The 11,266-nt window shown below is 60.8% G+C and carries 10 protein-coding genes and 2 pseudogenes; 1 reads left to right on the top strand and 11 read right to left on the bottom strand.

Annotation, left to right across the window (positions count from 1 at the left end; all coding sequences use genetic code 11):
• Window positions 1–180: 180 nt before the first annotated feature.
• Window positions 181–589: pseudogene (locus H8B02_RS12490) on the bottom strand (hypothetical protein).
• A gap of 444 nt (window positions 590–1,033) precedes the next feature.
• On the bottom strand, window positions 1,034–1,609 hold the full coding sequence (locus tag H8B02_RS12485) for a hypothetical protein (RefSeq protein WP_229166511.1): 576 nt from the start codon (window positions 1,607–1,609) through the stop codon (window positions 1,034–1,036).
• Between the two features lie 294 nt (window positions 1,610–1,903).
• Between H8B02_RS12485 and H8B02_RS12480 the strand changes: the two are divergent.
• A pseudogene (locus tag H8B02_RS12480) lies at window positions 1,904–2,518 on the top strand (Crp/Fnr family transcriptional regulator); the annotation flags it as partial.
• 208 nt (window positions 2,519–2,726) lie between these two features.
• On the opposite strand, the gene H8B02_RS12475 reads toward H8B02_RS12480, so the two are convergent.
• The 9 genes from H8B02_RS12475 to ccoO form a co-directional block, all read right to left on the bottom strand.
• Window positions 2,727–3,566, bottom strand: coding sequence for a universal stress protein (locus H8B02_RS12475; RefSeq protein ID WP_229166509.1), 840 nt, complete (start codon window positions 3,564–3,566; stop codon window positions 2,727–2,729).
• Window positions 3,567–4,029: 463 nt separating this feature from the next.
• Entirely contained in the window at window positions 4,030–5,367 is a 1,338-nt protein-coding gene (locus tag H8B02_RS12470; protein ID WP_229166508.1) for an integrase family protein, read from the bottom strand.
• 630 nt (window positions 5,368–5,997) lie between these two features.
• Window positions 5,998–6,150: a cbb3-type cytochrome oxidase assembly protein CcoS gene (ccoS, locus tag H8B02_RS12465; protein WP_229166507.1), complete on the bottom strand. Its 153-nt coding sequence runs from the start codon at window positions 6,148–6,150 to the stop codon at window positions 5,998–6,000.
• A gap of 16 nt (window positions 6,151–6,166) precedes the next feature.
• A complete protein-coding gene (locus H8B02_RS12460; protein WP_229166506.1) occupies window positions 6,167–8,416 on the bottom strand; it encodes a cation-translocating P-type ATPase in 2,250 nt (749 codons plus the stop codon).
• Window positions 8,417–8,440: 24 nt separating this feature from the next.
• Entirely contained in the window at window positions 8,441–9,235 is a 795-nt protein-coding gene (locus H8B02_RS12455; protein ID WP_229166505.1) for a DUF2189 domain-containing protein, read from the bottom strand.
• Window positions 9,232–9,483 carry a hypothetical protein gene (locus H8B02_RS12450; RefSeq protein ID WP_229166504.1) on the bottom strand — a complete coding sequence of 84 codons (252 nt, stop codon included), beginning with the start codon at window positions 9,481–9,483 and terminating at the stop codon, window positions 9,232–9,234. The genes H8B02_RS12455 and H8B02_RS12450 overlap by 4 nt, the downstream gene beginning before the upstream one ends.
• On the bottom strand, window positions 9,480–10,364 hold the full coding sequence (ccoP, locus tag H8B02_RS12445; protein ID WP_229166503.1) for a cytochrome-c oxidase, cbb3-type subunit III: 885 nt from the start codon (window positions 10,362–10,364) through the stop codon (window positions 9,480–9,482). The genes H8B02_RS12450 and ccoP overlap by 4 nt, the downstream gene beginning before the upstream one ends.
• The gene (locus H8B02_RS12440) at window positions 10,355–10,525 is read right to left on the bottom strand and encodes a cbb3-type cytochrome c oxidase subunit 3 (RefSeq protein ID WP_229166502.1); all 171 of its coding nucleotides are present in this window, start codon (window positions 10,523–10,525) and stop codon (window positions 10,355–10,357) included. Before H8B02_RS12440 ends, ccoP begins: the two co-directional genes overlap by 10 nt.
• Window positions 10,522–11,265, bottom strand: a complete 744-nt coding sequence (ccoO, locus tag H8B02_RS12435; RefSeq protein ID WP_229166501.1) for a cytochrome-c oxidase, cbb3-type subunit II — start codon at window positions 11,263–11,265, stop codon at window positions 10,522–10,524. Before ccoO ends, H8B02_RS12440 begins: the two co-directional genes overlap by 4 nt.
• Window position 11,266: the final 1 nt, after the last annotated feature.

Here is an 11,266-nt window from a genome sequence, read left to right as displayed (position 1 = left end):
ACCCCCACGGCTGCGGTCACCCCAAACGAAAATAGGACCCGCCAAATGTCGGCCTGTTTAGGCTCAGTCGGTTCGTTCTGCCGAGCCAAGATGCCCCTGAGTGTAAAGCGAGGTCATCGACCAACCTAAGCCGCGAAAGCTGCTCTCCGCTTTAACATGGGTGAAGAAGGCTTGGGTTTTCTATCGCTCTCCCGGCCACCAGGTCGACGGCGGGTTCATGGTCGAGATCTTGGTGGTCCGCAATGCCACCAGATGGCTGCGCTTGAACGGATGGGCGTTCCGACGCGAGCACTCTTTGCACCGCATGTACCGCTCCAGCTCGTGGATCGGCGTCCACTTCGGGCGCCGGACAATGTCCAGTGCGACTGTCTGATGGGTGTCGCATCCGAGGCACTTCACTTCGAGGTGGCGATAACCGGCGTTGAGCGCGTCACCGAGGGCCGGGGACGGCTGGGCCGGCCCCTGGAAGGCGAGCATGCGGGCGTTCCTGGCAGGCGAGCGAGTCTGCGTCCTTCCGCGCCTCAACTGCCCGTTCGGCCAGATGTCGAACGGTTGTTCCGAACATGTACTCCCGAGATTTCGAGCCCATCCCGACTAGAGCGCAGGACGAGGGTCGCCGCGCAAATTATCAATGTGTTGAGGCGCGGAACAGGACATGGCTACAGCGTGTCGGGGCTGTTGAGAAGTGGACGCGTCGTGTCAGCCGATCACCCGGGATCGCTGTATTCCTGCCGGTGTCGACTCGATCTAGCGCTGAATGCAAGCAACCGAGTGCCGCGCCCATCGATAGTACTGGCCGCAGGGCGGAGTTGGTCGGGAAGTAGCAGGACATTCATTACGAACTAGAGCTGCCGAGCGCCCTTTTTTGCAACGTTATTCACGATAAGTCCCAGCGCTCCGGGGGAAGAGCGCTGGGACTGACGGTGAGGGTGGTCGGGGCAGGACCGTGTGTGCCTTCACCCGATTTCCTAATTTTCCCGGCTATGCATCGTTCCAATCAAATGGCCTATTTCAGCGTTGACGCCTGTAGGACTTACGGCTCCACGATGATCCGGAAGGCCTTGCGCTGTTCGGCGGTGGCGCGGGCCCGTTCCAGCGCCGCTGGGTAGACCAGCTGCTCGTTGAGCTTTAGCTCGTAAAGCAGAGCCCCGGTCTCGGAGACCAGGGTGAAGTGCCAGAACCGGTGGCCGGCCGGCGGGTGGCCGTGCTCCCGCTCGTAGCGGCCGGTGTCGACCTCTATTTCGGCCATTTGTCCCACTCGGCTCGTGCAAACGCCCTGGCTTTTTCCAACGCAGTCTCGCTGTCGTCTACTTGTCGGATCGACCGGCGCCCGGCGTTGTCGTCGAAAATAGAAGTAGACCCGGCTCTTGGCCGTCGGCGAAGTGCACGCCGTAGCTGCCTGAATCCGGGATGCGTTCGGTCGTGTGTCGCTGGATCCTGATCGGGTCGTCGTCTGGCATTCACGGCCTCCGGAAGGGTACGACGTCGCCGTCGGCGGCGCGGATGACGACCTCGGCCAGATCCCCAGGATCTGGAAGCCTCGATTGGCCAACATCTCGGCGACGCCCTGGCGGTCCATCTCGTGGACGATCGCCTCGGCGACCTTCATCAAGCGGGCTGTCTCGGCGGTGGGATCGGGGCGTGGGCTACGGCGGTGGAGGGGGGCATTCCAACAGGCTACAGGAGCGGAAATGGCCGGGGCAATCCCGCCATCAGCACCTTATTGATTGCCGAGCCACCATCGCTCGCCAAGTCGCAGCCTCGCGTCTTCTGGCATGTGCGGTAGCACGATGTGCTGAGTGTCAGCCGCGATCCCGTCGCGCTTAGCAGATCGTCCTCAGCATGAAACGACTCGCATCTGAGCGGCGAATTTTCCGAGGCGACCTCGGGCAGGATCCCGAGCGGCGCGATCTTCTTTGTCGCCACCCTGCTGACGCAGACCATGGTGCCGCTCCGGGTCGCTAACATGATCGGTTGCGTATTCTTCGCCATCTTCGGTGCGCTCACTGGAGCCGTCACGACATTTCTTCTTTATCTCTTGATGGTTCCCATCGACGCCTACCGCCTTCGTCAAATGCTCGCTCTCGTGAAGAAGGCGCGCGCCGCAACACAGGGCGACATCTCGATGGAGTGGCTCAAGCCGTTCATGACTCAGCGCAAGTATCGCAAGGGCGATATCTTGATGGAGAAAGGTGACGCAGCCAACGAAATGCTGCTGACAGTTACCGGCAGATTCCGGGTCGTCGAAATCAACGTCGATGTTCCGCCGGGCCGCCTGATGGGCGAACTCGGCTTCCTCACACCTGACAACCGCCGGACCGCGACGATCGAATGTATCGAGGATGGCCACGTTCTAACCATCACCTATGAAAAGCTGCTCGAGATCTACTTCCAGAACCCGCTATTCGGCTATTACTTCCTTGTTTTGACCAGCCAGCGCCTACTGGAAAATCTCGCGCGGGCCGAAGCCATCATCGCGCAGAACAAGATCGCGGTGCAGACGGCCTCCGCGAACTGACGGTGGTCCGGCTCGATAAACTCAGTGGAAGCGGATATCCAATGGATCTCTTGTCGATCAAGATCGAGCCAAAGGCGTTAAGGAATTGCCGTGGCTGACTGGACGCGAGGAAGATACGCTCCTGCGTTGAGCGAGCTGCCGTAGAAAGCAGTTCTATGCCCACTCGCGCCGCGTTGCGTCGGAGGCGTAGCGAATTATGCGCGCAGTTCTAATGCGCCATTAGGACGGGCAAATCCGCGTGCTCCATGATATAACTGGTCGCGCCACCGAATATCATTTGCCGCAGCCTATTGCGGGTAAAGGCTCCTTTTATCAACAGATCGCAGCCTTGTGTTCTGGCGGCATCAAGGACCGCCTCACCAGTGTTGCGGTCTTCCAGTTCAATGCTCACTAGCTTGGCGGCAATGTCGTTGTACAGCAATTGTCGAACTATCTGATCGGCAGATGGGCCTGGTACCCCTTGTCCGCCAATCACGGTTAGCACCGTTACCCTCTCTGCCAGACGAAGCAACGGCATAGCAAAAGCGTTGACCCGAGCCTGCTCGGTACTACCGTTCCAGTGGATCACAATGTTTGTCGCGATGCTTCTTGGCGCGTCTGGTGGCGCCAGTAGAACGGGTCTACCGCTCTCAAAGAGTGCGGATTCAATGGCGCGCCGGTTCGGGCCGGCAGCATCAACGTCGGAGCGCGACATTACAATGACGTCGAAAGCACGCCCATAGCTTCCGACAAAGTCTTCACCCTCAGGCGCGGTTTCCAACCAGCCGAAACATGGTCGGCTCGAGCCTGCAGTGGCTGGAGGAATATCATGCGTTAGCATGAACGCTTCGAACAACCGGTGCATTTCGGCTAAATCTTCCTGGCTCTTCGCATTGTAAGAATCCAAAGGGATGCCGGCTGCTAATTCTGCGACTAAGTATTGAGGGATACCGAACCGGAGCGGAAAGCCTTCGATGTAGGCGCCGGTACGTTGCGCGAGACGAGCGGCCGCTTCGAGTACGGATGTCATGAGCGCAATGTTTTGGATCGCGACCAAGATCGTCTTCATTCTCACCCCCGTGATTCAGGTGAACATTGGCTTACAACGTCTATTCGCCTTTGGAGACTAACGGCTTGCTGCTGAGGCCGATAGATTCCTCCAATAGCGGTGCAGATCGGCTTCAAAGTGCCGAGCGATTAGCCCTCCATGTTAGCACCGCCCGGCGTGCTTGTTCCACGATCGTTCGTCCGACCCGTGCTTATCCTGGCAATGACCTGTATTGCTAACCGGGCAGGCCAGTCTCATGTGGCAGCTCTTGGCGGGCGCAAACTGGACATTTCGGCTGGCCCCGAAAGTCTCACAGGGCCACGAGCGAACCGTATCCGAGGGAGACGAAGCGCTGATTGGAAACGACGCACGGCAAGCTTTATGGGCCCCAAAAGGCAGCCGGGATGAACTGCGGACCAGTGACTCGCCCCCCCGACGTGTGACTGGGCAGAAGCGCCCGGAACCCGAGCGAGCTGGCTTGAGGTTACGCTGCCTGCCGAATGCTTTCTTGCTTCGATCGGAATTTGCTCACAGCTCTTCGGCTTCCCCGGTGACCAAGCCAATCGATCAGAGCTCCCTGTTCTGTGCGCAACTGACCGACTGCGGAAAACACGACGGTACTGATGGCCTGTTGTTGGCTGCGCAGATGGTCTTCAACTAGCTTGTGTCGAGTGACGTAGCCTGCATTCACTCCAGGGATTGAATGGTTCATCAGAAGCTTGGCGTCGAATTCGGAAACGCCAGCAGCGGCAGCAACTGTCCGAAATGTTTGACGAAGGTCATTGCCCCACTTTGACAAAATATCTCGATCCTCCTTAGTTTCCGCCAGGTGTCCGGAGGCGCTCTCAGCTGGGAATAGCCATTCTTGCGCCTGAGACGGATGCATTTGCCTGCCGAAGCGAAGCACTCGAATGAGGCTCAGGATCATTTCCCGAGACAGTGGGATATCGAACGCTCGCTTGCTGCCTCCCTTGGGCTTAGGGATATGGAGCGTTCGCCGGCGAAAATTGATGTGTTCTGGCTTAGCCTGCTGCAATGCAGTTGGCCTAGACCCACACAGCAATGTGAAAAGATGGAATTCGCGCCGGATCGGATTATCTAGATTCGCCAACTCCATGAACCAACCTCTCAAATCGCCTGTGCCCATACCGGTATTCCTGCGCTCCTCCTGATTCCAATCGACGGCATCCGCGGGATTGTCACGCGGCAGCGATCGATTGGTCTTTCGAGCATGATTGTAGATGGCCCGCAGCGTCCGCATGCTGCCATTCGCCATGTAGGGACCGTTCTCGCGGGTAAGCTCATCATGCTTTTTGGCGACGCGACCCGGATCGTTCGCGAGATCGAGCAGAGGGGTATCAAGCCATTGCGAAAAGAGACGTTCGACGTGATCTCGATAGCCACTTATCGTTTTCTCGCTACGGCCTTTTCGGATTAGGTGGGCTTCCAAATAGCGTTGCCAAGCCTGCTTCAGGGTAGCGCCCGTTACGGCACTATTCCCATCGGCCTCGGCCTGCCCGACCTTTTCGTCTAACTTCGCTTTCGGGTGCTGTCCCTTGCTGATTTGAGCAAGGTATTCCTTGGCAATTGCGCGAGCTGCTCGAGTCGTTAATTCGGTGGCATCTCCAATTGACACTCTTATGGAAGAGGCCCGCTTTCCCCGTTGTCTGAGATCACCTTGAACAGTGAAGGTCCTTTTCCGCTTCCCCACGACCACGAAGAAGCCTTTCAACTCGGTGTCGCGAGCCAGATACCATCTATCTTCAGGGGTCGGTAGCTGAGCGATGGCCTTGTCGCTGAGAGCAATGCGAATGTCGGTCATGGGGGGCGGATGTGAACTGCTAAAACGGTTTTCAAACGGTTTTGGCGAGCCGAGGTGTTTGAAGGTCTGGGTTCGCTGGACTGCGAAGCTATGTGACAAGTCCCTAGAAATAAAAGACCTTCTTGGCCGCTGTCGTAGCGTGGCGTAGATTCAGAAATCGTAGAGAGGCGCCCGTTTTGAACTCTTAATCAGCGGGTCCCAGGTTCGAGCCCTGGTGCGCCCACCAAAGGAAAATCCTTATTTTCCAAGACCTTCGCGGAGGGGTGCCGAGAACAAGGCGGCTCGTGCGACGTTTCTCTGTGATCGGGACGTCCCACGGCTAGTTTGCTGTGCGACTTTCCCGTTGATGTTCACGCCATTCGATACAACGCGTAGATTCGATGGCACAGGTCGATCACGTGCCCGTCGTAGAATGGGATAATTGGGCGAGCAAAACGGACAATCCTGTTCTGCCCTTCGCGGGAGGGTACCGCTTGCTGCAGAACTAGAATCGGATTGTCCGGGCGGGGAGCGATGTGCTCCCTAGCCAGGCTTCGCCTGGGCCGCCGTGTTCCTTGCCGTGAACAGTATCTGCTTCGCAGCGCTATCGCGCCCTCCGTACCGGAGCGTCTTTCGCCGCCTGACGATTGGCTATTCCGGACCGAGCTTGCTTTCGAACAGGATCCGCTCAGCTGCACCTTCGAGGTCATCGTATTGGCCGTTCCGAAGCGTCCACATGAATGAAGCGAGGCCGGCAAGCCCCAACCCTATCGCGATCGGCACGAGAAAGAAGAAATCGATCATTTGAGCATCCCGAGTATCACGGGCTTTGTATCACGGGCTTTGCCGCCCGAAGGACATCCCGCGGTTCGCGTTGCGCCCGGCCGTCAAGCCGCAGCGCATTGGCGACAACCGTCACCGATGAAAGCGACATGGCGACCGCGGCAAGAAGTGGCGTCACCGTGCCGAGCACGGCGAGCGGGATCGCCACGATGTTGTAGGTGATCGCCAGCCCAAAATTCTGCCGGACCAGAGCACGCGCCGCGCGCGAAATCGCGACCGCCTCAGGAACTGCCTCGAGGCTATCGTGCAAGAATACGAGATCGGCGGCGTTGCGTCCGATATCGGAAGCCGACGCCGGCGCCATCGACACATCGGCCGCGCGGAGCGCCGGTGCGTCGTTCAGTCCGTCCCCGACCATCAGCACCGTATTGCCGGCCTGCTTCAATGCTGAAACGTGTCTGACCTTGTCGGACGGTCCGGCGTCGGACGTCCAGGTCAAACCAAGTTGTCGGGCAATGTCGCGCACGCGCGGCTCGCGGTCGCCGGACAGGATTTCCACGAACGCTCCCGATCCTCTGAGCTCGGCGAGGGCCTCTCGCGCTCCAGTGCGCAATGTGTCGTCGAGGCGGAAATGGGTAGTGCCCACGCCGTCGATCGCAAGTGTCACGGTCGCATCGCGATCATTCGCGGGGCTTTGGCCTCCGGTAACGGCCCAGTCCTGACGTCCCAGGCGATAGACGTGGCCGCCGCGTCTTGCTTCGACACCTTTGCCGGGAAATTCCGACACCGCGTCGAAGACGGCTTGTCGACCGTCGGGGCCCAGCGCGGCCACCGCTTGCGAATAGGGATGGCGCGAGTGCATCGCGATCGCAGCGGCGAGGCCCAGGATATCGGCATCGGTTCGGCCGCTCGCCGTAGGCCGCGGCCGGCCGGCAGTCAGCGTGCCGGTCTTGTCGAAGACCACGATGTTGATTTCGGCGAGCCGCTCCAGGGCGCTGCCGTCCTTGATCATGATGCCCTTGTTGAACAGCCGCCCCGCGGCGACAACGTGCACCATTGGAACGGCGAGGCCAAGCGCGCACGGGCAGGTGACGATCAGGACCGCGATCGCAATGGTGACGGCCCGGTGCGCATCGCCGGTCGCGATCATCCAGCCAACGAAGCTCAGAAACGCAACCGAGTGAACCACCGGCGCGTAAAGCCGTGCGGCGCGGTCGGCGATCCGGCGATAGGCCGATCGGCCGGTTTCCGCAGCCTCCATCATCCGCCTCATCTCGGCCAGGAACGAGTGATCAGCCGTGGCGGTCGCGACGACGGTCAGTGGTCCCGATAGATTGAGAATGCCCGCCTGCAGCTCCGCACCCTCGATGGCTGGCCGCGGGGCGCTCTCGCCGGACACAAGCGAATAATCCAGCTCGGAGACCCCCTCGAGCACCCGCGCATTGACTGGGACCCGGTCGCCGGCCGCCAGCAGGATGGTCATTCCTAACTCGATCTCATCAACCGGCAGATATGCGCGGCTGCCGTCGGGCCGCAGGACGAGTGCGCCGCGCGCGGCCAACCGCGCCAGCCCGCCAACCGCCTCCCGCGCCCGCTCGCGCATGACATGGTCCAGCGTCCGGCCGATCAGGAGAAAGAACAGGAGCGATACCGCCGCGTCGAAATAGGCGTAAGGTCCATGATGAAGGGTCTCGTACAGGCTCATGGCGAAGGTGAGCAGGACGCCGATCGAGATCGGGACATCCATGTTGGTCCGGCCGTGCTTCAGGCTGCGCCAGGCGGAGCGGAAGAAAATCCGGCCGGAATAGACAAGCGTCGGAAGCGCGATCAGCGCCGATATCCAGTGGAACAGATCGCGCGTCTCCGCTTCCGCTCCCGCCCAGATCGAAACCGACAGCAGCATCACGTTGGTCGAGGCGAAGCCCGCAACCGCCAGTGCGCGCAGCAATTGCGCCAGCGCCGCGTCCTGCTTTCCGGAGTCGATATCGTGGATATGGGCCCGATAGCCGATCGCTGTCAGCGTCGGGATCAGGGGAGGCGGTGAATCGCCGCGCCACAGAACCGTGACGCGGCGGGTCGAGAGATTGGCCCGTGCTTCCGCCACGCCTTCGAGCTTGCGAAGGGCCGTCTCGATCTGCTGCAGGCAACCGCCGCAATGGATGTCGGGCACCGACAGGTCGGTCTGACGGAGATCGTCATGGACGGTCCGGCTTGCAAGCAGGATCTCGTCGTCAACGGCTTTGACCTGCTGAAGGTAGAGTTCGGCGCCAGGGGCACAGCAGCTCATCGGGAAGCTCCATCAGTTTCGCGGTCAAGCCTCCTCCGGCTGCACGGCACGATAGGCGTGCCAGGTGGCATGACCGAGCAGGGGGTAGATCACGATCAGTCCGAGCATGCCCGTGCCGAGACCTGCAAGAAACAACACGAGCACGATCACGGCCCACACCAGAAGGACGCGCAAATTGTTCCAGACCAGGGCCATACTGGAGCCCATCGCGGTCAGCGCGTCGGTACGCTGGTCGAGCAGCATCGGAATTGAGAACGCGCTGATCGCGAAAGAGAAGGCAGCGAACAATCCACCGGCGAGAGTGCCGACGGTCAGCATCGCCCAGCCGGTGCCTGATGTGAACAGCATCGGCGCGATATGGTCGAGTCCGGGGAATGCCACCATGCCGAAGAACAGCGCATAGATCAGCACGGCCGCACGGATCCACACGATCATCAGCAGGCAGAGCAGGACGCCGGTGAACAGAATCTGGCCGCCGGATCGCGGCCTGACGAAAAAGAGGTTTTGCCAGCGCACCGGCAGGCCTTCCTCGATCCGTCGACTCTTCTCGTAGAGCCCGACGGCCAGGATCGGGCCGATCACCATGAAGCCCGCGAAGACCGGAAACAGGATGTAGTCGCGCCTGAGCGCGATCAGGCCCGACACCAGGATGAGGGAGATCGCGAGGATCAGCACGCCATAGGCCAGGCTCAGTGGCATCTGCGTGACGAAATCGCGCCAGCCTTGTGCCAGCCATTTGACCGGATCGGCCATCGTCAATGGCCGAGCCCACTTGTTGACCGTCGGGAGCGGCGGCGCGACGGAAGGGAGCATCGTCATCGCTCGTTTCCTTGTGCAGGAGGGCGGCCGGCGGACGGCGAACAGGACGAACTGGCCGCGCGGTAGAGGCCCGGTTCGCTACCGGCTTCGTTCTGGCGGAGGTGGTCGACACAGGGCGGCTGCGAGTTCGACGCGACATAAAGCAAGTGCGCATTGGCGGCCAGCACGGCGACCACGCCGCACGCGATCAGGGACCAGAGCGCCACGGTCGCCCTGCCGCTCCGTCGTTCGAAGGCAAGGTCGGTCATTCGGGCGGTATCCTCTTGTCGACGAGGTAGAGCGTCAGGATCTTACGGTCGAGCTGAGAGAGCCGGCTTTCCAAGCTCGGCATGTGGCCCTGCCGTCCGCCCCACACCGTGGTGTCGATGGTGTCGAAATCGCCGCCATAGATCCAGAAGCGATCGGTCAGATTGGGCGCGCCGAGCTCCGGATTGCCCTTTGCGTCAGCTCCGTGGCAGGCCACGCAATTTGCGGCGAAGATCGCCTTGCCGGCTGCGATCGTCGCTGGATCGACATCATCCGCGCGCGGATGCGACAAGGAGTAGATGAAGCTCGCCACCTTGATGACGTCCTGGCGCGGCAGCATCTGGTCGCGGCCGAATGCCGGCATCTGTGAGACATGCGTGTCCGGATGCGCGGAATTGACGCCGACCCGGATGGTGTTGAAGAGATCTTCGGGCTTGCCGCCCCAGAGCCAGGAGTTCGTCGTCAGGTTCGGAAAGCCGGGACCGCCCTTGGCATCGGCGCCATGGCACGACGCGCAATTGTTGCCGAACAGGGTGTGACCGGTCTCGCGCACGATCGTCATCAGACGTGCGTCAGACTGGATCGCAGCAAAATCCTCGGTCTCGATCCGCTTGGTCCAGACGCTGCGTTCGAGTGCGGCATCCTGAAGCGACACTGCGACGAGCTTGCGCTGGTCGATGCCGAGCAGACCCTTGGTATAGGTTACGCCGAGCGGCCATGCCGGCATCAGCACCCAGTAGCCCACCGAGAACAGGAACGCCAACGTCAGGAAGAAATAGAGCACGCGCGGGACCGGCGTGTTCAGCTCCTTCAGGCCGCTCCACTCGTGACCGGTCGTGAGATAGCCCGTATAGGCGTCACGATCTGGGTGCTCTACCGCCATGGTTCTGCCTCATCGCGAAGGATCGATCGGGCCGCCTCGTCGAATCGTTGCTTGTTCGACGGTTTCATCGCGTGAATCGCCACAGCGACCGACAGGGCGATCAGGTAGAACAGCCCGAACGACTTCGAGAAGCCGACCAGGAACGCGTGCTCGACGATCATTGGCCGGCCTCCACCTCTGCAATCGATTTGCGCGCCGCGTCGGTGAGATGCCCAAGCACCTGGAGATAGGCTACCAACGCGTCCATTTCGGTCAGGCGGGTTGGCTGGCCGTCGAATGCGCGCAATGTTGTGGCCTTGCCATAACGCTTGATGACACCGTCCGCTTGCGGCGCATCCGGGTTGGACTGCGCGTATGCGTCGCTTGCGGCGTTGGCGATCATGTTGTCGGTGTAGGGTACGCCGACCTTGCGCTGGGCCCTCAGGTGAAGGTCAAGATCGTCGGTGCGCAATTCCGTTGTGAGCAGCCATCCGTAGGCCGGCATCACCGAGACCGGCACCACATCGCGCGGATTGTTCAGGTGGGCGACGTGCCATTGGTCGGAATATTTCTCGCCGATCCGGGCGAGGTCTGGACCCGTGCGCTTCGATCCCCAGAGCATCGGGTGGTCGTATTTCGACTCGACCGCGAGCGAATAGGGGCCATAGCGATCGACCTCGTCGCGCAGCGTGCGGATCATCTGCGAATGGCAGGCGTAGCAGCCCTCGCGGATATAGATGTTGCGTCCAGCGAGCTCGAGGGGCGTGTAGAGCCGCATACCGGGCGCGTCTTCGACGGTCTGGTGGATGGTGAAGAGGGGTGCGATCTCGACCATCCCGCCGATGCTCGCGGCCGCGATGATCCCGAGGGTGAGGCCGATCGCCTTGCTCTCGAGCCGGTAGTGAAATCCGAACAACGACATG

The sequence above is a fragment of the Bradyrhizobium altum genome (assembly GCF_020889705.1).
Lineage (GTDB): Bacteria > Pseudomonadota > Alphaproteobacteria > Rhizobiales > Xanthobacteraceae > Bradyrhizobium > Bradyrhizobium altum.
The sequence above is the reverse complement of the archived record's forward strand: the minus strand, read 5'-3'. Positions and strand labels throughout refer to the sequence as shown.

Coding starts and splice junctions, on each gene's coding strand:
- ccoS (WP_229166507.1), bottom strand. CDS start 6,150: ATGATCGATTTCTTCTTTCTCGTGCCGATCGCGATAGGGTTGGGGCTT.
- H8B02_RS12485 (WP_229166511.1), bottom strand. CDS start 1,609: ATGAAGGTCGCCGAGGCGATCGTCCACGAGATGGACCGCCAGGGCGTC.
- H8B02_RS12470 (WP_229166508.1), bottom strand. CDS start 5,367: ATGACCGACATTCGCATTGCTCTCAGCGACAAGGCCATCGCTCAGCTA.
- H8B02_RS12475 (WP_229166509.1), bottom strand. CDS start 3,566: ATGAAGACGATCTTGGTCGCGATCCAAAACATTGCGCTCATGACATCC.
- H8B02_RS12455 (WP_229166505.1), bottom strand. CDS start 9,235: ATGACGATGCTCCCTTCCGTCGCGCCGCCGCTCCCGACGGTCAACAAG.
- H8B02_RS12450 (WP_229166504.1), bottom strand. CDS start 9,483: ATGACCGACCTTGCCTTCGAACGACGGAGCGGCAGGGCGACCGTGGCG.
- H8B02_RS12440 (WP_229166502.1), bottom strand. CDS start 10,525: ATGATCGTCGAGCACGCGTTCCTGGTCGGCTTCTCGAAGTCGTTCGGG.
- H8B02_RS12460 (WP_229166506.1), bottom strand. CDS start 8,416: ATGAGCTGCTGTGCCCCTGGCGCCGAACTCTACCTTCAGCAGGTCAAA.
- ccoO (WP_229166501.1), bottom strand. CDS start 11,265: ATGTCGTTGTTCGGATTTCACTACCGGCTCGAGAGCAAGGCGATCGGC.
- ccoP (WP_229166503.1), bottom strand. CDS start 10,364: ATGGCGGTAGAGCACCCAGATCGTGACGCCTATACGGGCTATCTCACG.